Origin of the sequence: Flavobacterium sp. DSR2-3-3, from assembly GCF_049896585.1 — a bacterium.
GTDB lineage: Bacteria > Bacteroidota > Bacteroidia > Flavobacteriales > Flavobacteriaceae > Flavobacterium.
In genome coordinates this window covers 183,645-206,388 of record NZ_JAFCUP010000006.1, presented here as the reverse complement: position 1 = coordinate 206,388, position 22,744 = coordinate 183,645, and the positions used below count along the sequence as shown (strand labels likewise).

Here is a 22,744-nt window from a genome sequence, read left to right as displayed (position 1 = left end):
CACAAAAATATGGAAAATAATCATTCAATCACGCATGTTATTCTTACCGGTGGAGTGGGAAGCCGATTGTGGCCTTTATCCAGAAAAAGCCAACCCAAGCAATATTTAGATTTATTTGAAGGTAAGTCTTTATTTGAAATGACTGTAGAACGCAATCGTACTTTAGTGGATCAGGTTATGGTTGTTGGCAACATTGATAACTGCCATTTGAGCAGACAGGTTTTAGAGAAATCGAATACTTCTTACATTGATATTATAGAATCTACTCCAAGAAATACGGCTGCAGCCATTGCTTTTGCTGCGTTGGCTTCTGATTCGGAGGCCATTTTAATTGTGACGCCATCGGATCATATTATCGATGACATGGAACAGTATAATAAAGCCATTCAGGAGGCCATTGAAAAAGCTTCCAACGGTTTTATTGTCACTTTTGGGATTGTCCCAATTAAACCAGAGACGGGTTATGGCTATATTGAAAGAAAAGGAGACGATGTTGTATCCTTTCGTGAAAAGCCCAATAAAGTTACTGCGACTGATTTTATTTCCAAAGGGAATTTTCTCTGGAACAGTGGGATGTTTTGTTTTAAAGCAGGCGTTTTTTTGGAAGAATTAAAATTGTTTGCTCCTGAAGTATATGAAAAATCAAAAATAGCCTGGGACGCCAATATTGATGGAAATTTAGATTTGGCCTTATCGATGGATATTCCGTCAATCAGTGTTGATTACGCTGTGATGGAGCGTAGTAAGAAGATAAAAGTTGTTCCTTCGACCTTCGTTTGGTCTGATTTGGGTTCTTTCGAATCGGTTTATGATTATTTGGCCGCTACTGGACATGCGGTCGACACAAATGGGAATATGGTCATTGGTACTACTAATTACACTGCTTTTGTAGGGGTAAAAAATACTATTTTTGTTTACACTCAGACCGCTAATTTAATTCTTCAAAAAGAGTGTTCTCAGGATGTAAAAAATGTTTATAGTGCTCTGGAAAAACAAAATTCAGATTTGTTAAATTAAATGATCGTAGTAAACAAAGATTCTAAAATATATATAGCAGGTCATAATGGCATGGTAGGAAGTGCTATTTGGAGAATTTTGACAGCTAAAGGCTATACTAATTTAATGGGAGTTTCAAGTACTGATTTAGATTTAAGAAATCAGCAAGCGGTTTCGGATTTTATTGCTGCCGAAAAACCGGAGGTAATCATTGATGCCGCAGCTCGTGTCGGCGGTATTTGGGCCAACAATGATTATCCCTACCAATTTATTATGGAGAACATGCAGATCCAGAATAATCTAATCGATTCCGCTTTTAAATCCGGAGTTGCGAAGTTTATTTTTTTAGGGAGTTCTTGTATTTATCCAAAATTGGCGCCGCAACCTTTAAAAGAGGAGTACTTGCTAACCGGCACTTTGGAGCTTACGAACGAATGGTATGCCATCGCAAAAATCGCCGGTGTTAAGGCTTGCGAAGCCATTCGCAAACAATTTGGAAAGGATTATGTAAGTTTAATGCCGACAAATTTATACGGTACCCATGACAATTTTGATTTAAATACATCCCATGTTTTACCAGCGATGATTCGCAAATTTCATGAAGCCAAGAAAAACAATCATGCTCCTGTTGCTCTTTGGGGTAGCGGAACACCTATGAGAGAGTTTCTTTTTGTGGATGATATGGCTGCTGCAGTTATTTTTGCTTTGGAAAATAAACTTCCAGAATATTTATACAATGTGGGAACAGGAGAGGATTTGACCATCAGACAGTTGGCCGAAATTATCCAAAAAATAACGGAACATCAAGGAGAAATCATTTGGGATGCCAGTAAACCGGACGGTACTCCAAGAAAGTTAATGGACATAGCTAAAATGCACGCTTTGGGATGGAAACATCAGGTGCGGTTGGAAGAAGGTATACAGAAAACATACAATTGGTTTTTAGAAAATATAGATCGATTTAAGGAAGTGAAAATGTAAATCGGTGAACGTTTATCGTCCATCGTTGACCGAACACCGAACAAAAAAATATGGATACTAAACAAAAAACAGCATTTATTACCGGAGTAACGGGACAAGACGGAGCATATTTAAGCGAATTTTTACTTAAAAAAGGATATATCGTTCATGGATTAAAAAGACGTTCTTCGTTATTTAACACCGATCGTATTGATCATTTGTATCAAGATCCGCATGTAGACCACCGTAATTTCTTTTTGCATTATGGGGACATGACCGATGGGACCAATTTAATTCGTTTGATTCAGGAAATTCAGCCTGATGAAATTTATAATTTGGCCGCCATGAGCCATGTAGCGGTTTCTTTTGAAACACCGGAGTATACTGGAAATGCAGATGGACTGGGAACATTACGTATTTTGGATGCGGTTCGTTTATTAGGATTAGAAAAAAAGACACGTATTTATCAGGCCTCGACTTCTGAATTATATGGTAAAGTACAAGAAGTACCGCAATCCGAAACGACTCCTTTTTACCCACGTTCACCATATGCAGTAGCCAAGATGTATGCTTTTTGGATTACCGTAAATTACAGAGAAGCTTACGGAATGTATGCCTGTAACGGTATTTTGTTTAATCATGAATCGCCAATACGTGGGGAAACTTTCGTAACTCGTAAAATTACTAGAGCGACTTCTAGAATCGCTTTAGGTTTACAAGATAAATTATACTTAGGAAACTTGGATGCGAAACGTGATTGGGGTCATGCTAAAGATTATGTTCGTATGATGTGGATGATTTTACAAGCTGATGAAGCTGAGGATTGGGTAATTGCAACAGGTAAAACTACACCCGTACGCGATTTTGTAAAGATGAGTTTTGCAGAAACAGGAATTACACTTCGTTTTGAAGGGGAAGGAGTAAATGAAGTAGGGATTATTGACAGTATTGATGTTGAGAAATATTATAGTATTGTTAATCCCAGCAACGAAGGACGAACAACGACCACTGACCAACTTCCTCAGATTGGAAAAGAAGTATTAGCGGTAGATCCTAAATATTTTAGGCCTACTGAGGTAGATTTGTTAATTGGTGATCCTACCAAAGCCCGAACTAAATTGGGATGGAAATGTAAATATGATTTGCCAGCCTTAGTTAAGGACATGATGCAATCTGATTTGAAATTGATGCAGAAAGACCAGTATTTAAAAGATGGAGGGTTTAAAACGTTGAATTATTTTGAGTAATGAAAAGTTTAATTGATTAAGAGAAGTTCAACTTGTTTATAAAAATTTTGCTAATATCAGTCAAAATACTATTTAATTAAAAAATGATGTAGTGTAGTAATTTATTTTTGATTGAAAAATCAATCCTGACAGTAATAAGTCAACAAATATTTTTGTTGTTTTGAAAGAGAGGGTAAAAATTCTGATCTAAATTTATTAAAAAAAAATACATAAATTTTAAACAATCCAATATGTTAAAAGATAAAATTTTAATGATCACTGGAGGCACTGGGTCCTTTGGAAATGCGGTATTAAATCGTTTTTTATTTACGGATCATTTTAAAGAAATCCGAATTTTTTCTCGTGATGAAAAAAAACAGGATGATATGCGCAACCAATTAAAAAATGATAAACTCAAGTTTTATATTGGCGATGTACGTGATTATACAAGTATAGAAAGAGCGATGCGTGGAGTGGATTATGTATTTCATGCAGCTGCCCTAAAGCAAGTTCCTTCCTGTGAGTTTTTTCCATTGGAAGCGACAAAAACAAATGTGTTTGGAACCCAGAATGTCATTGATGCCGCTTCAGCCAATAAAGTAAAAAAAGTAATTTGCTTAAGCACCGACAAAGCGGCCTATCCGATTAATGCGATGGGAATTTCTAAAGCCTTAATGGAAAAAGTGGCAATCGCAGCATCGAGAAATACTACTGATACCACGGTTTGTTTAACCCGTTACGGAAATGTAATGGCATCCAGAGGCTCGGTTATTCCGTTGTTTTTAAAACAAATTCAGGAAGGTAAAACCATCACGATCACGGATCCTAAGATGACTCGTTTCCTCATGTCTTTAGAGGAGGCGGTAGAGTTGGTTTTGTTTGCTTTTGAGCATGGTAATGCCGGAGATTTATTTGTCAACAAAGCACCGGCAGGAACAATCGGGGACTTAGCACAAGCATTAAAAGAACTATGTAATGCCAAAAATGAAATAAAAATAATCGGAACACGTCATGGGGAGAAATTATATGAAACATTGTGTACTCGTGAAGAAATGGTAAAAGCACAAGATATGGGCGATTTCTATAGAATTCCGGCAGACAACCGCGATTTGAATTATGCTCAATATTTTTCGGAGGGAGAACAGGACGTTTCTATAATTGAAGATTATCATTCTCACAACACAGAACAGTTGGGAGTTGAAGGAATGAAAAAATTGTTAATAAATCTGTCACTAATTAAGAAAGAGGTTTTTGGAGAAAATGTGGCTCAAATGCCAGAGTAATTCTAAAGATAAAATGATTCCAGAAATGACAAAAGGTGGTAGTCATATCGATTCTAGAGGCACGCTGTTTTATAATAATGATGTCAATCTCTCGGCAATCAAAAGAATGTATGCAATAGAAAATCACAACATTGATTTTGTTCGGGCCTGGCAAGGACATCAAATTGAACAGCGATGGTTTTCGGTTATGTATGGTTCTTTTAGAATCCAGTTGATTGCGATTGACCATTGGGATAATCCTTCCAAAGATCTGGAGCGGTTAGTTTTTATATTAAATGCAAAAAAACTTGATGTGCTTCACATTCCTCCAGGATATGTGAGCAGTATTCAGTCGCTGGAACCAGATTCAAAATTGTTGGTGCTTGCGGATTATTCATTAGGAGAAGTAAAAGACGAATTCCGATTTGAGTCGGATTACTTTCAGGAAAAAAAGTAAATTATGTTAAAAGTAGGAATTACTGGTCAGGCCGGATTTGTAGGTACGCATTTGTACAATACTTTAGGGTTATTTCCTGAAGAATTTGACAGAGTTGATTTTCAAAAAGAATTTTTTGAAGAGGATAATCAATTAAATGGCTTTGTATCACAATGTGATGTTATAGTTCATTTAGCTGCCATGAATCGGCATAATGACCCGCAAGTAATTTATGATACCAATCTGGGTTTGGTAAAGAAATTGACAAATGCTTTGTCCGCTACAAAGAGTAAAGCACATGTGCTTTTTTCATCGTCTACGCAGGAAGAAAGAGATAATTTGTACGGAAAATCTAAAAAAGAAGGAAGGGAGTTGATGATCAATTGGGCTAAAAAAACAGGTGGTAAATTTACCGGACTGATTATCCCAAATGTTTTTGGCCCTTTCGGACATCCAAATTACAACTCTGTGGTGGCGACGTTCTGCCACAAATTATCTCATAATGAAACGCCAAAAATTGAGGTTGACGGGGAGGTGAAGCTAATTTATGTTGGGGAATTGATAGCCAAAATCCTAAAAGAAATTAGAAGCGGAATAGGAAAAGATGAAGTTTTAGTTGCTCATACATCAGAATCTAAGGTGTCTGGGCTACTTGTTTTATTGGAAAATTACAAAACACATTATCAGGATAAAGGGGAAATACCCACAATCAACAATACCTTTGAATTGAATTTGTTCAATACTTTTCGTTGTTATATGGATATTGCCACCTACTTTCCCGTAAAATTCATCCAGCATATTGATCCCAGAGGTTCATTTGTGGAAGTGATGCGATTGGGAATTGGAGGACAAGTATCTTTCTCAACAACGGTTCCGGGAATTACCAGAGGAAACCATTATCATACGCGTAAAATAGAACGTTTTGCAGTGATAAAAGGAAAAGCATTAATTCAGTTGCGTCGTATAGGAACAGATGAAGTATTGGATTTTTATCTCGATGGAGCGGAACCTGCGTATGTAGACATGCCGATCTGGTTTACTCATAATATTAAAAATATTGGAGATGAGGTTTTATATACCAATTTCTGGATCAATGAATTTTATGATCCAACTGATCCGGACACCTATTTTGAAAATGTTTAAATAAAAATGAAATAAAATTTTATCTTCGATATAAATGAAATCAAGACTTAAAGTAATGACCGTTGTCGGAACGCGCCCGGAAATTATACGACTGTCAAGAGTAATGGCCGCTTTAGATGCTTCCGATGCCATAGAACATATCATGGTTCATACAGGTCAAAATTATGATTATGAATTAAATCAAATTTTTTTTGATGACTTAGCCATTCGGAAGCCCGATTTTTTTCTGGATGCCGCCGGAGCCACTGCTACTGAAACTATAGGTCAGATTTTGATAAAGATTGATCCATTATTGGAAAGTGAAAAACCAGATGCTTTTTTAATTTTAGGCGATACGAATAGCTGCTTGTGTGCCATTCCTGCAAAAAAGAGACAGATCCCCATTTTCCACATGGAAGCTGGGAACCGTTGTTTTGACCAAAGAGTTCCTGAAGAAACCAATCGTAAGATTGTGGATCATGTTTCCGATATTAATTTGACCTACAGTGATATTGCCAGAGAATATTTATTGAGAGAAGGTTTGTCCGCTGACAGAATCATTAAAACCGGTTCGCCGATGTTTGAAGTTTTGAATCATTATTTACCTTCTATAGAATCTTCTGACGTTTTGGAAAGATTGGAGCTTCAAGAAGGTAAGTTTTTTGTAGTGTCATCCCATCGGGAAGAAAATATCAATAGTGAGAAAAACTTTCAAGGTTTGATGGATAGCTTAAATTTAATTGCTGAAAAATACAATTATCCAATTATTGTTAGCACACATCCGCGTACTCGTAATATGATAGAAAATAAAAATATTAAAATGCATACGAATGTCCAATTCTTAAAACCTTTAGGATTTAATGATTTTAATGCCTTGCAGATGAAATCTTTTGCGGTTTTATCAGATAGCGGAACCATTTCAGAAGAATCATCTGTTTTAAATTTCAGGGCTTTAAACCTGAGAGATGCCCATGAAAGACCAGAGGCCATGGAAGAAGCTTCGGTAATGATGGTGGGATTGAGTCCGGAAAGAATCATGCAGGGTTTGGTACAATTGCAATACCAAAAAACAGGTGCCGAACGCAATTTCAGATCCGTTGCTGATTATTCGATGCCGAATGTGTCGGAGAAAATGATTCGCATTATTATTAGTTATACTGATTATATTAATCGTGTGGTATGGAGAAAAAACGAATAAAATAGGAAGTTAAAAGAGAATAATGAAAGTCCTAATGATCAATTCGGTTTCCGGTTACGGCAGCACAGGTTCTATCTGTGTGGATATCGCTGGTATGCTCGAAAATCAAGGGCATGAAAGTTACATTGCGTACGGACAATTATCTTCTGCATATAAAAACAGTTTCAAAATAGGGACCGTTTTAGAAAATCATTTACATAATATAGGTTCTCGGATTTTTGGTAAACAAGGGTATTTTACTCATGGCGGAACCAAAAAGTTAGTAAAATTCATAGAAAATTATAATCCAGATGTAATTCATTTACACAATCTGCATGGTAATTATTTAAACCTTAAAATTTTATTTGATTATTTAAAAGAAATACAAAAACCAGTGGTCTGGACGCTTCATGATTGTTGGGCATTTACAGGAAAATGTGCCCATTATACTGATGTGGCTTGTTATAAATGGCAAACCCATTGTAATAATTGTCCTCAGGTTCAAAAATATCCGTCAAGCCTTTTCTTCGACAAGTCTAGTATAATGTTTGATGACAAAAGGGAGTGGTTTACAAGTATCGAAAACATGACCATAATTCCGGTTTCTAATTGGTTGGCAGGTGAAGTAAGTAAATCTTTTTTAAATAAATATCCGATTGTCCCAATTTATAATTGGATTGATTTTGAGGTTTTTAAGCCGTCAGAAAAATCAAAATTCAATAATGAATATGGATTAGATGAAATTAAGTTTTCAATAATTGTAGTTAGTGCGGCATGGCATATCGAAGATGTTAAATGGCAAGATTTATTGGAGTTTGCGGATAAAATTGAAGCAAATACCCAAATAATAGTTATTGGAAAAGTTGATAAACTGGCATTATTACCCAAAAATTGTGTTTCTATTAACTATGTGCATGGTAAAGAAAAGTTAGCGGCTCTTTATAGCTTTGCGGATGCTTATATTCATCTTTCAACAGAAGATACCTTTGGAAAAGTAATTGCGGAAGCACTAAGTTGTGGAACGCCAGCTATTGTATATAATTCAACAGCTTGTCCTGAAATTATAGGCGAAGGCTGTGGTTATGTAGTTGAAAAAAGAAATGTAGACCAAGTTTTAGAAGCAATTAATAAGATTGAAATTAATAAGAAAAAATTCTACTCTGCTAAATGTAGAAAACATGTTATGGATCATTTTAATTATACGATAAATATTAATCAAACTATAGCAGTTTATAAAAATAGGATTGCAATATGATTATTAATTTAATTGTAATATTCCTAATTCTTCTCTTTGGATTCATATACTCTCAAGGATCTAATCAGGATATTAATAGTGGTAGTAACAGAAAAAAATATATTAAGGTAATTTGTTTTATCTTAATACTTCAGTCGGGTTTAAGAAATGTGGCAGTAGGTAGTGATACATATACATACTTTTTATATTTTGAGGATGTTAAGAGAAGTTCCTGGGGGGATATTTATAAAGCTATATTTAATTTTTATGAGCTTGGAGAGGGCAAAGACATAGGATATGTGGCCTTTGAGAAATTAGTACAAGTATTTACGAATGAATATCAAATCTTTCTTTTAGTAATCGCTGTTATTTTTTTCACGGCATTGGGGAATTTTATATACAAAAACACGACAAAATTAAAAGATTCCATAATTGCTTTTGTTATATATTCTGTTTTGTTTTATTCTTTTTTTTCAATTACTGGCCACAGACAGACTTTAGCAACAGCAGGAACATTTTTTGCTTTTGAATTTTTAAAGAGAAAAAGATTGATTCCTTTTGTTGTTATAATTTTGATAGCGTCTACAATTCACAAGTCATGCTTGGTTTTTATTCTTTTGTATTTTTTGTCGTATATCAAAAATATTAAAATTCCTTTTTGGATTGTTTTACTATTATTTCCAATTTTAATGGGGTTTAGTAGTATTATGGCAAAATTTATATCTGTGTTTTTAAATTCATATGAGGAATATGAGCATTTAGAAGAGTATAAACCTGTAACTTTTGTAGTTTTAATGTTGTTTATTGCAGTTTTATCGTTAATTAGGTACAACAAAATAATAGTTTTAGACAAAGGAGTGAAAAACTATTATGCAGGTTTAATGGTAGGGATATTATTTTTATCATTAGTCTTTGAAATTCATGGTTATATGAGGGTAGTTCAATATTTTTCAATTTTTATACTTTTATTAATACCCTTAATATTAAGGTCCTTTGATTCATTTGATAAAAAACACAGAAGTTTCATATATTCAATATCAATAATTATACTTCTTTCTTTTTTTATTAAAGCTAATTTAAATATGGAATATAAGTTTTTTTGGCAGGAAATGAAATTGGAAAAACTTTATGATTAATCACCTTATGAAAGAAATAAAATATATAGGTTTTTATGATTTACCTAATTCTAAATGTAAAAGAGTAAGTGCGCTATCAGCCACAAACAAAATGGATTATATTTGCAATTCGATTAATAATGTAGGTTTTCAAGTACATGTGATTTCGCCTTCTTGGATGGATGATTCTATAAAAAACTTTAAAATTCAAAAAACCTCAACCATCCAATTAAATGATAATAAAAAATTAACATTAGTATCGAGTTTTGGAACTTCCAATAAATTTACAAGAATTGTCAAAATTATTTATTCATTGTTATGGCTGTTTTTCTGGTTAGTAAAGAGTGTTAAAAGGGACGAGAAAATAATTGTGTACCATTCGCCTTGGATATCTTTGCCAATAATTTTGGCTAAAAAGTTGAAAAGATTTAAACTCATCCTTGAAGTCGAGGAGATCTATAGCGATGTGACTTCTTTACACCCTTATTTCGATAAATTAGAAAAAAAAATATTTCAAATAGCTGATTCATTTTTGTTTTCCTCTGATTTATTAGTCAGTAAAATTGGCGATTCTAAAAAAAACATTATTATCTATGGAAATTACAATGTAAATGAAGTGCTAGCACATCCAATAAATGACAACAAAATTCATCTTTTATACGCCGGAATTATAGACAAAGTTAAAGCGGGTGCATTTAACGCCGTAGAAAGCGCACTTTATCTTAACGAAGATTATGTGCTGCATATTATTGGATTTGGGGATGTTAAAACTTTATTAATTAGAATTAACGAAATTAATAAAATATCAAAATGTAAAATAATTTTTGATGGAACATTATCTGGCTCAGATTACATTAAATATTGTCAAAAATGTCATATTGGTCTCAGTACTCAAAAAATGGATGGTAAATATCTTGAAACTTCATTTCCAAGTAAAATTTTATCCTACATGGGTTTGGGACTGCGAGTTGTCTCTTGCGGTGTTGAATGTGTAATGGATTCAAAAATAGGTAATGATATTGTTTTCTATTACAAAGATACAACGCAAGCAATTGCAGAAGCTATAAAGAAAATCAATATAACAACACCAAATAATAATATCAATATTATTAAAAAATTAGATAGAGAATTCATCAGTGATTTAAAAAAACTATTAGAATAAATTATGGACAAAACAATTATAAAACCTTATTTGATTGATATACCTGTATTAATACTTTTTTTTGCAAGACCTAATCCTCTCGGGAAAGTTTTTGAACAAATAAAAATTGCGAGACCGTCAAAATTGTATTTGTATCAGGATGGTGCCCGCGAGAATAGACCTGATGATGTCGAAAATATTAAATTATGTCGTGAAATTGTATCTAAAATTGATTGGGAATGCGAGGTGAAGTACATGTACCAGGAAAAAAATTTTGGATGTGATCCGTCTGAATTTATTTCCCAGCAATGGTTTTTTTCAAATGAAGAGTCGGGAATTGTTTTAGAAGATGATGATGTACCATCACAAAGTTTTTTTCCTTATTGTAAAGAATTGTTGGTAGTTTATAAAAACGATGAACGTATTAATATGATATGCGGTATGAATCAAATGGGGACTTATCATGATACACCATACAGTTATACTTTTTCTAAATCGGGTTCAATTACGGGTTGGGCTTCCTGGCGTAGGGTTTTTAATAAATGGGAAGAACATTATGACTTTCTTAATGATGAATATGCAAAACAAAATATTAAAGGAGTTTTAGATAAAAAGGCGTATAAAAATTTCATTAATAATTGTACTAATCATAAAACAAGCGGTAAAGCGCATTATGAATCTTTATTTGGCTCTGCAGCTATTTTAAACAGCAGATTGAATATAGTGCCTAAATATAATATGATTTCTAATATTGGTATTGATTCTAACGCAACGCATGGGGCTACCTCTATGGATATTCTTCCTAAGGGGATAAAAAAAATATTTTATATGACTCCACAAGAAATTCCTTTTCCTTTAAAACATCCAAAATATGTAATAGAAGATGTTAATTATGAAAAAAAACTAAACAGAATTATGGCTAATGGTTACCCGTTAGTAAAATGGTATCGCTTCTGCGAATCAGTTTTTTACAGGGTAAGAGCAGGAGAGTATAAAAGTATAGTTAATGGAGTTAAAAGAAGACTGAATGCCAGATAAAATAGCGGATAATAAATATGAAGGTTTGAATATTAATTCATCTATGAATGTGGCTAAATGTATTGCTATAATTTCAGTAATAATGGCCCATTCAAGAAATACAGACTATTATTTCTACAGTAATGTAACCGAAAGGATTGGTGCTATTGGCGTAATCACTTTTTTAATTATTGCGGGGTATTATTTTAATGTTGAAAAATATGGAGTTAAATCTTTTTTTAAAAATAAAATCACCTCAATTGTAGTGCCTTGGGTATTCACCGGAACAATATTATTTTTAATTGGTCATAATTTTAATTTTCAGGATTGGATGAAGTGGATTGTTGGCCATGAGACCTATTTGTATTATCTTTCAATGCTGATGCTATGTTATTTATTTTTAAGTTTTTTTAATAAAAAAACATACCTTGTTTTGTTTGTTTTACTGAATCTTGCATCACTTTTAGCAACTAGTTTTGGAGTTTTTGACTATCTTTTCTTTAAGTATTTTAAAGTTGTTGAAATTAATAATTATCTTAATGTGTTTAATTGGATTGGATTTTTCTCAATTGGGATTTTATTAAAAAATAATCTAAAAAATATTATGGTATTTCTCAAAAGAAATATCATCATTATAACAGCGACATATATTTTGTCATTGATTATTGGCTTTTATCTTGAACCTGCTTATGCGGGATACTTTTCAAAACTAGCTATTCCTCTTGAATTATTAGGAGTGATTTTTATTTTTTCGCTTTCTACTATTACATGGTTGAATAATAAATTTGTACATAATATAGCAGAATTAACTTTCGCAATATATTTGACACACTTTTTAACTTTTCCCATACGTAAATTTCTAATTCATACGCCAATTATGGAATTTATTAATCCATTTATATTCTTGGGATTTAATTGTGCTTTGCTTTTGATAGGCAGATCCTTTTCTGAAAAAATTAATTTAGAAAATTGGTATTGTTTGTTATTGGGGATTAGAATTGATAAAGTTAAAAAAAATATTAAAAAACTAAACTATAATAATAGTCCTAGTCATGGATAGCTCACGACAAATAAGGCTTGGGGCTTTAATCTCTTATGCTGCAATTGTTCTTAATATCATAATTGGTTTTGTTTATACCCCCTGGATGATTAAACAAATTGGTAAATCTGACTACGGGTTGTATATCTTAGTTACTGCTTTTTTGTCTTATTTTGTAATGGATTTTGGATTAGGTCAGACCATAGCCCGGTTTTTAACAAAATATAAATTAGAAGGTGATTCATTAAAAATTAATCAGATTTTGGGGTTAACTTCAAAATTCTATCTTGTGATTAATGCTTTTATTTTATTGACATTAGTACTTATTTATTTTTTTATTCAGAATATATTTGTTGAACTTAGTTCCTTAGAGATTGATAAATTCAAAATAGTTTTTATAATTGCGGGCGGGTTTAGTTTGTTATCTTTCCCTTTTATGCCGTTGGATGGAGTTCTGATTGCTTACGAACGATTTGTACTATTAAAGATATGTGACGTTATAAGTAAATTAGGGGTTGTTGTTTTTATGATTATAGCCTTAATTTTGGGATACAAGCTTTTTGCCTTAGTTGCTATTAATGCTGCTGTTGGGTTGCTAATAATTGTAATAAAGTTTATTTATTTATCTAAAACTACCAGAATAAAAATCGATTTTAGCTACAAAAGCAAATCATTGTTAAAAGAACTATTTAAATTTTCTTTTTGGATTTCTGTCATTGGTATAGCCCAACGATTATTAATCAATATTGCTCCTTTAATTTTAGGAATATTTTCAGGAACTACTCAAATTGCTATTTTTTCAATTGGTATTATTATTGAAGGCTATACATGGACTTTTGCTCATGCTTTAAACGGTTTGTTTTTGCCAAAAGTTTCCCGTTTGGATACAGAAGAGAATAACCTGCATGAAATTACAAATTTAATGATACGTGTGGGCAGAATTCAATTGGTTCTGATGGGCTTATTAATGATTGGATTAATTACTCTAGGTAAGGAATTTATACAACTTTGGATGGGAAATGATTTTAAAGAATCATATTATATTTTTGTTTTACTCATAGCGCCAGGTTTTATTACTTTAACACAGGAAATAGCCTATACCTATCTTTTTGTTAAAAATGAATTGAAATACAGAGCAATAATGTTTGTTACCGCAGCACTTTTAAGTGTAGTAGTTTCTGTTGTTTTAGCACCTCATTATGGTGCTTTTGGTTGTGCTATTGGGATATTTACCGCAACAATGTTATGTCATGTTGTAGGAATGAATTATATATACTGGAAAGTAATAAAATTAGAAATACCGAGATTTTTTAAAGAATGTTTTTTGAACATGTTAATCCCGTTATTTTTAACTTTTATTTTTGGATTTGGATTAAACTATTTTTTTATAGCGAATAACTTTTTCTTGTTTGGTAGTAAAATTATTCTATTGACTTTTTTCTACGGTATTATGATGTGGCTTGTGGCACTAAGAATGGATGAAAAGCAATTGATAAAAGAAATCTTAACTCGTTTTAATCCATTTGTATAATGGATTATGATAAGTAAATTAAAAAATATCGTCAAAAATTCATCATCCATTTGGAAATTATGATGTTTTTTAAGTTTGAAATTATTTGGAAATAATAAAGTGAGGATTAAGGGTAATAATAATTTTTATGCAACTACTGCTCTTCTAAAAAAGGCAGACATATAAGTTTTCGGAAATAATAATTGTTTGTACATTAATGAAGGCGTCCGATTTGAGGGTATTATTAAAATTTACGGGAACAACAACACAATTGAAATTCATAAAAATTGTGTTATAAAAGGAGCGAAATTTTGGATAGAAGATGATAAGAAAAAAATTGAGATGGGTAGTTACAGTACAGTTGAAGAAAACGCAGAATTTGCAACAATCGAAGGTTGCAATATAATTATAGGTGAGGATTGTATGATCTCAAGTGAAGTTACTATAAGAACAGGGGATAGTCATTCTATTCTAAACAATGAAGGAATTAGAATTAATAGCTCTCAAAATATTAAAGTAGGAAATCATGTCTGGATTGGAAATAAAGCAGTTTTAACTAAAGGTTCATTGGTTTCTGATAATTCAATAGTTGGTTCAGGTGCATTGGTAAACAAAGTATTTGAGATTAAAAATTGTATTATTGCAGGTGTTTTAGCGAAAGTATTCAAAGAGCAAATTTCCTGGTTAAGAGAAAGAATTTAGTTTGTTTCTTTTGAAATGACATGTTTAAATAAAAATTAAACATTAATGAAACAAAAATTTCTGGTAATTAGTAGTAATGTATGGGATGATACGAATGTTAATTCCTTATACAATTTGTTTCAGAACTGGAAACAAGATGAAATTGCCAATTTGTACTGTAGAGATGAAATTCCAAATAATAGAATTTGCTCTAATTATTTTTAGAGTTGTTCAATTAAAGTTAGGATGTGAAAATAATAGCTAAGGTATTAATCACATTTTACGTAAATATAAATAAATATGAATCCGTTAATAAGTGTTATCATTCCGGTTTATAAGGTAGAAGCCTATTTGCACCAATGTGTGGAAAGTGTTTTGAACCAAATCTACCAAAATCTTGAAATAATTTTGGTTGATGATGGATCACCAGATAATTGTCCAACTATATGTGATGAATTTACTTATAAAGACAATCGGGTAAAAGTGATTCATAAAAAAAACGGAGGTGCATCAGATGCTCGTAATTTTGGATTAAAAGCCTCTAATGGGGAATATATACTTTTTTTGGATAGTGATGATTACTGGGTTGACACCAATTTGGTTAATAAATTAATCGAAACTGTAAACAAAAATAAAAGAGTAGATATTATATTTTTTGGAAGACTTACTTTTTATGAAAACAATCCGACTAAAATTATAAAAGATAAAGAATTTGATTTAAAAAAAATAGATAATAAAAGTAAAACAGAAGTTCTCTCGTATTTTATTGGAGAGGGACGGTTTATAATTAGTGCTTATCAGAGATTAATAAGGAAATCAATATTAATTGAGAATGCTATTTTTTTTGAAAAAGGATTAGTTGGAGAAGATATTGATTGGAATTTCAAATTAATGTTATCCGCAAAACATTTTTTCGCAATCAACAATTTATATTATGCCTATCGCGTAAGAGAAGGGTCAGTAACTGCAACTTTTGGTTATAAAAATGCAAAAGATTTATTACATATCATTACCAAATGGGCGAATTATTTTTCGTTAAACAATATAGATGGTCGACAAAAATACTTGTTGTTAGGTTATTGTGCCTATCAATATGGAATCTTAATGGGGGCAGTAAAGTCATTGAAAAAAAAAATGGAAAGAGAAGAGATCGAAAAGGGGATGAGTTCGTTAACATGGCTCTTAGAGTACAATGTTAACTACAAGACTAATCAAGTTTCGAAATTATATAAGATGTTTGGTTTCAATATAACTTCTCATATATTAAATTTTTATATTTATCTAAATAAAAAAGGTTTTAGATACTAATTAATGGACAAACAAATAAAAATTTTAATTATTTCGAGCACTCCTTGGGATGATAATAATAGTTTTGGCAGCAGTTTTTCTAATATTTTTGGAGGCAACCCCAATTATGAAATTGCCAATATTTATTGCCTGTTTGGCCTCCCCAACACAAAAGTGGCAAAACATTTTTTTCAGATTACCGAAAAAGGAATAGTAAGGACTTTATTGGGAAAGCAAAAGTTTTCGGGGAAACAGATTTTTACTTCGGTGAATGAAAATTTTCCGGACACCATGCTTTCTAATAGTGAGATGAAATTTGTTAATAAATTAAAGATACTTCGTTGGCAAATATTTTTTTGGATTCGTGACCTAGTTTGGAGCACCGGGAAATGGAAATCGAAACCTTTGGATGATTTTATAACAAATTTTCAGCCAGATTTAATTTTCTTACCAATATATTATTCTACTTATATGAATACTATTGGGTTATATGCTCAAATGAAGGCAGGAGTCAAAATGGTGGGTTATATCTCGGATGATTGCTATACGCTTAAACATTTTTCTTTATCTCCCTTATTTTGGATAGATCGTTTTATAAAAAGAGCATATGTGAAAAAAGCTATTGACCAGTGTGAAATATTATACACCATTACGGAAACTCAAAAAAACGAGTACAATGCAATTTTCGGTAATAAGTGTAAAGTTTTATTTAAAGGAGGTGATTTTGATGATTTTTCTCATCAAAAAAAGATATTAAATCATCCAATTAAAATAATATATACAGGTAATTTAGGAATGGGTAGATGGAAATCACTTGCTAAAATTGGGGAAGCCTTACAGCTTATTAATTGTGATGGTCTAATAGCACAGCTCTATATTTATTCACAAACACATTTATCGGCTTCTGCTATGGAAAAATTGAAGTTGATTGATGCCATTTGTTTTATGGGAGGTATTCCTTCTACAAAAGTTAAGGATGTACAGCGGGATTCGGACATCCTGGTCCATGTAGAGTCATTTAAACTCTCAGAAAGAAATAGTGCTAGATTATCTTTCTCAACAAAGATTGTCGATTATCTGGAAGCCGGACGATGTATAGTTGCTGTAGGTTGGGAAAAAACGGGTGCAATAGAATATCTAATGGAAAACGATGTGGCAATTGTGATTACAGATGTGAATCAGATTTATAATCAGTTAAACAATCTTATTGGTAACAAACAGCTGATATTTGATTATGCAATTAGGGGTTTTGAATTAGGAAAGAAAAATCATCAGTTCGAAAAAATTAGAAATGGTTTATATAATGATTTAGTATTTGTTGCAACTTCAAATAATATGTAATTTTTAATTTTGTTTCAAAATTGAAACTTTACTAAATGAAAAAAAAACTCATCCGCATCACTACCGTTCCAATTTCATTAGAAATCTTATTGGAAAACCAATTGCGCTTTATGAATCAGCACTACGTTGTAGTGGGTGTATCTTCAGATAAAGAGTATTTAAAGCAAGTTGGACATTTAGAAGATATTGAAGTATACGATGTCGAAATGACCCGTAGAATCACCCCATTGCTGGACGTAAAAGCGGTGTGGCGATTGTACAGATATTTCAAAAAAGAAAAACCGTTTATCGTTCATACCCATACACCTAAAGCAGGTACTCTTGGAATGATTGCGGCTAAATTAGCGGGTGTGCCTAATCGGTTACATACCATTGCAGGATTACCTTTGTTAGAAACTACCGGATTTAAACGTGTAATATTGAATTTGGTTGAGAAAATAACTTATGCTTGCGCAACAAGAATTTATCCTAATTCTTTCGGTTTAAAAGAGATTGTAATTCAGGAAAGATTTTGCAAACCGGAAAAACTAAAAGTAATTGGAAACGGGAGTTCAAACGGTATAAATACGGCCTATTTTGATTCAGAAATTTTTTCTAATAACGAGAATAAATCTTTAAAAAGTCATTTAGGAATAAGTCCGGAGGATTTTGTTTTTATTTTCGTTGGACGGCTGGTAGGCGACAAGGGCATCAATGAATTAATACGGGCATTCAAAAAACTTTCTGCAGAAAATACAACGGTCAAGTTGTTATTGGTAGGTCCCTTAGAATCAGGATTAGATCCATTGGCTCCAGAAACCTTAAAAGAAATTGCCGTCAATAGACATATTATATCCGTTGGTTTTCAGAATGATGTCAGACCCTATTTTGCTATTTCAAATGTATTAGTTTTCCCTAGTTACCGCGAAGGGTTTCCCAATGTGGTGATGCAGGCCGGAGCCATGGGTTTGCCGAGCATTGTAACTGATATTAATGGTTGTAATGAAATCATCATCGAGGGCAAAAACGGTATTATCATTCCTGTTAAAGATGGCATTGCTGTTTATAAAGCGATGAAAAAAATGGTGAGAGAGTTTGATTTCAGAAATCAATTGCAACAAAATACCCGCCGTATGATTGTTTCCCGATACGAACAACAAATGGTTTGGGATGCTATTTTGGCAGAGTATAAAAATCTAGAAGTTACACTGTCAAATGAAAAGATAAAAAATAAACTCATCCGCACTTCCACCGTGGCTGTTTCTTTAGATTATTTGCTTAAAGGCCAATTGTCTTTTTTGCAAAACAACTATGAAGTTTTAGCAGTATCTGGAACCGATGAGCATCTGGATGCGGTAGCCAGTAGAGAAGGTGTTAGGGTCAAAGGTCTAAATATGCAGCGAAAAATCAGTATTTTTAAAGATTTGAAATCATTGTGGCAGTTGTATTGGCTATTTAAAAAAGAAAATCCATTAATAGTGCATTCCATAACTCCAAAAGCAGGTTTATTAAGTATGACAGCAGCTTACTTTGCAAAGGTGCCCATTAGAATGCATACGTTTACAGGTCTAATTTTTCCTACGAGAACCGGTTTTAAGCAAAAATTATTAATAGCGATGGATAAATTGTTATGCCAATTTGCTACCAATATATATCCTGAAGGGCAAGGGGTGAAGAATGATTTAATAAAATTTAAAGTCACAACTAAACCATTAAATATCATTGCCAATGGAAATGTAAACGGGATAGATACCGCTTATTTTAATCCGGAAAATTTTTCAGCGCAACAAAATCGAGACTTAAAAAATAGTTTAGGGATACATGCTGAGGACTTTGTTTTTATTTTCGTGGGACGTCTGGTAAGCGACAAAGGCATCAATGAATTGATTAAGGGTTTTAAAAAAGTTTCCTCGGAACGAGAAAGGGTTAAATTGATTTTGGTTGGTCCTCTTGAGTCAGACTTAGATCCATTAAAAAAAGAAACCTTAGAAGAAATAATAACTAACAATAAGATCAGATCCGTTGGTTTCCAAAAAGACGTACGGCCCTATCTTGCAATCAGCCACTGTTTAACTTTTCCAAGTTACCGTGAGGGTTTTCCAAATGTAGTAATGCAGGCCGGAGCTATGGGATTGCCGAGTATTGTTACTAATATCAATGGTTGTAATGAAATCATAATTGAAGATGAAAACGGCGCAATTATTCCGGTTAAAGATTCAAATTATCTATATCAGGCAATGCAAAAAATGGCAGATGACATTAATTTTAGAACCAACTTGCAACTAAATGCCCGAGCGATGATCGTTTCCCGCTACAAACAAAAAATGGTTTGGGAAGCTATTTTAGCAGAATATAAAAGATTAGAACAAAATGTATAAACTCTTTTTTAAAAGAATATTGGATTTTATGCTTGCCCTATTTGGATTAGGAGTGTTGAGCCCTTTATTGGTATTTGTTACGATTGCTTTATATTTTGCAAATGAGGGCAAACCATTCTTTTTTCAATTACGTCCGGGATTAAACGGCTCCGTTTTCAAAATTATTAAGTTCAAGACGATGAACGACAAGAAAGATTTAGCCGGAAATCTGCTATCCGATGCCGAAAGGTTGACAAAAATGGGAAGCTTTGTGCGCAAAACCTCTTTGGATGAAATTCCTCAATTATTGAATGTAATTAAAGGAGACATGAGTTTGATTGGACCCAGACCTTTACTGCCCGAATATTTGCCCTTGTACGATATTACGCAACAAAGACGGCATGAAGTAAATCCTGGCATAACTGGATGGGCACAAGTCAATGGTCGTAATGCGATCAGTTGGGAACAAAAATTTAAATATGATATTTGGTACGTGGAACACATCTCTTTTTTTTTAGACTTAAAAATATTTTTTTTAACTATTAAAAAAGTATTAGTCAGAGAAGGAATAAACACAGAAAATACAGCTACGACAGAACGTTTTAATGGAAATTGATATGTATTTATTTGGCGCCAGTGGGCATTGTAAAGTTATAATCGACATTATAACTTCTTTACAAGATTTAACGATTAACGGAATAGTTGATGATTATCCTAATCAGGAAGAGCTTTGTGGCATCCCTGTTTTCAATACAAAGAGTGTTGGCACTTTTTCGGATAAACAGTTTATCGTGTCGATAGGAAATAACAGAACTAGAAAAAAAATTGTTAATTATTTGTGTGCCATTTATCCAACTGCAGTGCATTCTCAAGCCATCGTCTCCAAACGGGCAACTGTTGGCGAGGGTACGGTTATTATGGCAGGTGCGATAGTAAATTCAGATGCGTTCATCGGAGAGCATTGTATAATCAATACTTCGGCTGTAATTGAGCACGATTGCAAAATTGCTAACTTTGTGCATGTTTCACCTAATGCATCCGTAGCAGGAAATGTTACAATTGGCGAAGGAACGCATATAGGAATAGGAGCATCAGTGATTCAAGGAATCAAAATTGGAAAATGGTCAACAATAGGCGCCGGAGCAGTACTCATTCATAATGTCCCTGATTACGCAGTAGTGGTGGGGAATCCAGGTAAAATTATAAAATACAACGTAGAATATGAATAAATCAAAAATATGGCTTTCCTCCCCTCACATGGGCGGGAGTGAGCAGAAGTATGTACAAGAGGCTTTCGATACGAATTGGGTAGCCCCACTTGGACCGAATGTAACCGGTTTAGAAAAAGATTTAGAGAAATATTTATCTAAGGGTGAAGTTGCTGTTGGTGTTTTAAGCTCTGGTACAGCAGCCATTCACTTGGGTCTGGTTCTATTAGGTGTGACCTCAGGGGATGAGGTGATCTGTCAAAGTATGACGTTTTCTGCTTCAGTTAATCCTATTTTTTATCAGGGGGCAACTCCAGTTTTTGTTGACAGTGAATTGGATACTTGGAATTTATGCCCAATAGCGTTGGAAGTAGCCATTAAAGACCGTATCACAAAAGGTAAGAAACCTAAAGCCATTATAGCAGTTCATCTGTATGGTGTGCCCTTCCAAATTGAAGCGATTAGGGCCGTTGCCGATGAGTATGCAATTCCTATTTTAGAGGATGCTGCCGAGGCCTTGGGCAGCAGCTATAAAAGGAGGAAATGTGGCACTTTTGGAGATATTGGGGTTTTGTCCTTTAATGGAAACAAAATCATTACCACTTCAGGAGGAGGAGCCATTGTAATGCCTACTGTAGCTTTAAAAGAAAGGGCTATTTTTTTTGCTACTCAATCCAGAGATGATGCACCACACTACCAGCATAGCGAAATAGGATACAATTACCGCATGAGCAACGTTTGTGCCGGTATTGGTAGAGGCCAAATGGAAGTTTTAGACGAACATGTTGTTCAACGCAGGGCCATGCATGATTTTTATGTCACTGTTTTTAAAGATGTAGGTGGTATTACTGTGTTTACCGTACCTAATAATGATTATTTTGCTAATTATTGGTTGAGTGCTGTATTGGTTGATCCTGAAATGGCGAATGGAATGACCAGAGAAACGATGCGATTGGCACTAGAAGCTGAAAATATTGAATCCCGACCGTTATGGAAACCAATGCATTTGCAACCTATTTTTCAGCAGTGTCCGTATTATGGAAAAAAAGTGGCTGAAACGCTGTTTGAAAATGGACTCTGTCTGCCGTCAGGTTCCAATTTAACGGAAGAAGACAGGAATAGAATTCAGAGTGTTTTGGCCAAGTTGTTTGGTCAGAAGGCATAGTTTATTTTCTATTATTATTAGTGATTCTTGTAACTCACTACGTTTAATTTTTTAAACACATCGAATCATAGTTTTTAAGTATTTCTATTAAGACGTTTAACTTTATATAGTAAATCATACCTTTACGGACTCAGAATTGAGTTATTCGATTCTTTTTTCTACGTTTTGATATGGCAGTTACTTAAGTCGAAGTTGGTGTTTTTATATCTTTTTTGAAATTCTTAATTTTATTTAATTACACAGATCGGTTATTACTAATTGTTTCGATTATCACTTAGCAGCCTGGCTTATTAACGATCTACAAGAATAAAAAAATAAAAAAAAACCATTTGTTGCAATTGTTAAACTATGAGTTATACGGTCAGTGTGTTTTATCGTTTGTATGTAAAAAAAGTGTTTGTTTGAGACTTTATTTTATTTCCGATATTTGATTTTTATTCATTATTCAAGACGTATCACTTTAAAAAAGATAAATTACTTTGAGTACTCCT

General features: G+C 33.1%; 20 protein-coding genes. All 20 read left to right on the top strand.

Features of this window, described 5'->3' with window-relative positions; all coding sequences use genetic code 11:
• The first annotated feature begins 9 nt into the window (after positions 1 to 9).
• The 20 genes from ACP7AQ_RS10315 (at position 10) to ACP7AQ_RS10220 (ending at position 22,253) form a co-directional block, all read left to right on the top strand.
• Entirely contained in the window at positions 10 to 1,017 is a 1,008-nt protein-coding gene (locus tag ACP7AQ_RS10315) for a mannose-1-phosphate guanylyltransferase (RefSeq protein WP_426063457.1), read from the top strand.
• On the top strand, positions 1,018 to 1,977 hold the full coding sequence (locus ACP7AQ_RS10310; protein ID WP_426095406.1) for a GDP-L-fucose synthase family protein: 960 nt from the start codon (positions 1,018 to 1,020) through the stop codon (positions 1,975 to 1,977). It abuts the gene before it with no gap.
• A 50-nt stretch (positions 1,978 to 2,027) separates the two neighbouring features.
• A complete protein-coding gene (gmd, locus tag ACP7AQ_RS10305; protein ID WP_426095405.1) occupies positions 2,028 to 3,203 on the top strand; it encodes a GDP-mannose 4,6-dehydratase in 1,176 nt (391 codons plus the stop codon).
• Positions 3,204 to 3,433: 230 nt separating this feature from the next.
• Complete coding sequence (locus tag ACP7AQ_RS10300) at positions 3,434 to 4,465, top strand: polysaccharide biosynthesis protein (RefSeq protein WP_426095404.1); 1,032 nt, start codon at positions 3,434 to 3,436, stop codon at positions 4,463 to 4,465.
• 25 nt (positions 4,466 to 4,490) lie between these two features.
• Complete coding sequence (locus tag ACP7AQ_RS10295) at positions 4,491 to 4,901, top strand: WxcM-like domain-containing protein (protein WP_426095403.1); 411 nt, start codon at positions 4,491 to 4,493, stop codon at positions 4,899 to 4,901.
• Positions 4,902 to 4,904: 3 nt separating this feature from the next.
• Positions 4,905 to 6,023, top strand: a complete 1,119-nt coding sequence (locus ACP7AQ_RS10290; protein ID WP_426095402.1) for an NAD-dependent epimerase/dehydratase family protein — start codon at positions 4,905 to 4,907, stop codon at positions 6,021 to 6,023.
• A gap of 34 nt (positions 6,024 to 6,057) precedes the next feature.
• Positions 6,058 to 7,200: a non-hydrolyzing UDP-N-acetylglucosamine 2-epimerase gene (gene wecB, locus ACP7AQ_RS10285; protein ID WP_426063463.1), complete on the top strand. Its 1,143-nt coding sequence runs from the start codon at positions 6,058 to 6,060 to the stop codon at positions 7,198 to 7,200.
• Between the two features lie 22 nt (positions 7,201 to 7,222).
• Complete coding sequence (locus ACP7AQ_RS10280; protein WP_426063464.1) at positions 7,223 to 8,434, top strand: glycosyltransferase; 1,212 nt, start codon at positions 7,223 to 7,225, stop codon at positions 8,432 to 8,434.
• Positions 8,431 to 9,549, top strand: a complete 1,119-nt coding sequence (locus ACP7AQ_RS10275; RefSeq protein WP_426063465.1) for an EpsG family protein — start codon at positions 8,431 to 8,433, stop codon at positions 9,547 to 9,549. Before ACP7AQ_RS10280 ends, ACP7AQ_RS10275 begins: the two co-directional genes overlap by 4 nt.
• A 7-nt stretch (positions 9,550 to 9,556) precedes the next feature.
• The gene (locus ACP7AQ_RS10270; RefSeq protein WP_426095401.1) at positions 9,557 to 10,690 is read left to right on the top strand and encodes a hypothetical protein; all 1,134 of its coding nucleotides are present in this window, start codon (positions 9,557 to 9,559) and stop codon (positions 10,688 to 10,690) included.
• A 3-nt stretch (positions 10,691 to 10,693) separates the two neighbouring features.
• Positions 10,694 to 11,707 carry a hypothetical protein gene (locus tag ACP7AQ_RS10265; protein ID WP_426063467.1) on the top strand — a complete coding sequence of 338 codons (1,014 nt, stop codon included), beginning with the start codon at positions 10,694 to 10,696 and terminating at the stop codon, positions 11,705 to 11,707.
• The gene (locus tag ACP7AQ_RS10260) at positions 11,697 to 12,746 is read left to right on the top strand and encodes an acyltransferase family protein (RefSeq protein ID WP_426095400.1); all 1,050 of its coding nucleotides are present in this window, start codon (positions 11,697 to 11,699) and stop codon (positions 12,744 to 12,746) included. The genes ACP7AQ_RS10265 and ACP7AQ_RS10260 overlap by 11 nt, the downstream gene beginning before the upstream one ends.
• Positions 12,739 to 14,256 (top strand): lipopolysaccharide biosynthesis protein, encoded by a 1,518-nt coding sequence (locus ACP7AQ_RS10255; RefSeq protein WP_426063469.1) that lies wholly within the window; start codon positions 12,739 to 12,741, stop codon positions 14,254 to 14,256. The genes ACP7AQ_RS10260 and ACP7AQ_RS10255 overlap by 8 nt, the downstream gene beginning before the upstream one ends.
• Before the next feature lie 186 nt (positions 14,257 to 14,442).
• Entirely contained in the window at positions 14,443 to 14,937 is a 495-nt protein-coding gene (locus ACP7AQ_RS10250) for an acyltransferase (RefSeq protein WP_426095399.1), read from the top strand.
• 279 nt (positions 14,938 to 15,216) lie between these two features.
• A complete protein-coding gene (locus tag ACP7AQ_RS10245) occupies positions 15,217 to 16,224 on the top strand; it encodes a glycosyltransferase family 2 protein (protein ID WP_426063471.1) in 1,008 nt (335 codons plus the stop codon).
• A gap of 3 nt (positions 16,225 to 16,227) precedes the next feature.
• On the top strand, positions 16,228 to 17,544 hold the full coding sequence (locus tag ACP7AQ_RS10240) for a hypothetical protein (RefSeq protein WP_426063472.1): 1,317 nt from the start codon (positions 16,228 to 16,230) through the stop codon (positions 17,542 to 17,544).
• A 35-nt stretch (positions 17,545 to 17,579) separates the two neighbouring features.
• Positions 17,580 to 19,901, top strand: a complete 2,322-nt coding sequence (locus ACP7AQ_RS10235; RefSeq protein ID WP_426095398.1) for a glycosyltransferase family 4 protein — start codon at positions 17,580 to 17,582, stop codon at positions 19,899 to 19,901.
• Complete coding sequence (locus ACP7AQ_RS10230; RefSeq protein ID WP_426063474.1) at positions 19,894 to 20,496, top strand: sugar transferase; 603 nt, start codon at positions 19,894 to 19,896, stop codon at positions 20,494 to 20,496. Before ACP7AQ_RS10235 ends, ACP7AQ_RS10230 begins: the two co-directional genes overlap by 8 nt.
• A 1-nt stretch (position 20,497) precedes the next feature.
• On the top strand, positions 20,498 to 21,109 hold the full coding sequence (locus tag ACP7AQ_RS10225) for an acetyltransferase (protein ID WP_426063623.1): 612 nt from the start codon (positions 20,498 to 20,500) through the stop codon (positions 21,107 to 21,109).
• A complete protein-coding gene (locus ACP7AQ_RS10220) occupies positions 21,102 to 22,253 on the top strand; it encodes a DegT/DnrJ/EryC1/StrS family aminotransferase (protein WP_426095397.1) in 1,152 nt (383 codons plus the stop codon). Before ACP7AQ_RS10225 ends, ACP7AQ_RS10220 begins: the two co-directional genes overlap by 8 nt.
• The last annotated feature ends 491 nt before the right edge of the window (positions 22,254 to 22,744 follow it).

Excerpts from the sequence above, each read along its gene's own strand:
- ACP7AQ_RS10315 (WP_426063457.1), top strand. The coding sequence starts at position 10 with ATGGAAAATAATCATTCAATCACGCATGTTATTCTTACCGGTGGAGTG.
- ACP7AQ_RS10310 (WP_426095406.1), top strand. The coding sequence starts at position 1,018 with ATGATCGTAGTAAACAAAGATTCTAAAATATATATAGCAGGTCATAAT.
- gmd (WP_426095405.1), top strand. The coding sequence starts at position 2,028 with ATGGATACTAAACAAAAAACAGCATTTATTACCGGAGTAACGGGACAA.
- ACP7AQ_RS10300 (WP_426095404.1), top strand. The coding sequence starts at position 3,434 with ATGTTAAAAGATAAAATTTTAATGATCACTGGAGGCACTGGGTCCTTT.
- ACP7AQ_RS10295 (WP_426095403.1), top strand. The coding sequence starts at position 4,491 with ATGACAAAAGGTGGTAGTCATATCGATTCTAGAGGCACGCTGTTTTAT.
- ACP7AQ_RS10290 (WP_426095402.1), top strand. The coding sequence starts at position 4,905 with ATGTTAAAAGTAGGAATTACTGGTCAGGCCGGATTTGTAGGTACGCAT.
- wecB (WP_426063463.1), top strand. The coding sequence starts at position 6,058 with ATGAAATCAAGACTTAAAGTAATGACCGTTGTCGGAACGCGCCCGGAA.
- ACP7AQ_RS10280 (WP_426063464.1), top strand. The coding sequence starts at position 7,223 with ATGAAAGTCCTAATGATCAATTCGGTTTCCGGTTACGGCAGCACAGGT.
- ACP7AQ_RS10275 (WP_426063465.1), top strand. The coding sequence starts at position 8,431 with ATGATTATTAATTTAATTGTAATATTCCTAATTCTTCTCTTTGGATTC.
- ACP7AQ_RS10270 (WP_426095401.1), top strand. The coding sequence starts at position 9,557 with ATGAAAGAAATAAAATATATAGGTTTTTATGATTTACCTAATTCTAAA.
- ACP7AQ_RS10265 (WP_426063467.1), top strand. The coding sequence starts at position 10,694 with ATGGACAAAACAATTATAAAACCTTATTTGATTGATATACCTGTATTA.
- ACP7AQ_RS10260 (WP_426095400.1), top strand. The coding sequence starts at position 11,697 with ATGCCAGATAAAATAGCGGATAATAAATATGAAGGTTTGAATATTAAT.
- ACP7AQ_RS10255 (WP_426063469.1), top strand. The coding sequence starts at position 12,739 with ATGGATAGCTCACGACAAATAAGGCTTGGGGCTTTAATCTCTTATGCT.
- ACP7AQ_RS10245 (WP_426063471.1), top strand. The coding sequence starts at position 15,217 with ATGAATCCGTTAATAAGTGTTATCATTCCGGTTTATAAGGTAGAAGCC.
- ACP7AQ_RS10240 (WP_426063472.1), top strand. The coding sequence starts at position 16,228 with ATGGACAAACAAATAAAAATTTTAATTATTTCGAGCACTCCTTGGGAT.
- ACP7AQ_RS10235 (WP_426095398.1), top strand. The coding sequence starts at position 17,580 with ATGAAAAAAAAACTCATCCGCATCACTACCGTTCCAATTTCATTAGAA.
- ACP7AQ_RS10230 (WP_426063474.1), top strand. The coding sequence starts at position 19,894 with ATGTATAAACTCTTTTTTAAAAGAATATTGGATTTTATGCTTGCCCTA.
- ACP7AQ_RS10225 (WP_426063623.1), top strand. The coding sequence starts at position 20,498 with ATGTATTTATTTGGCGCCAGTGGGCATTGTAAAGTTATAATCGACATT.
- ACP7AQ_RS10220 (WP_426095397.1), top strand. The coding sequence starts at position 21,102 with ATGAATAAATCAAAAATATGGCTTTCCTCCCCTCACATGGGCGGGAGT.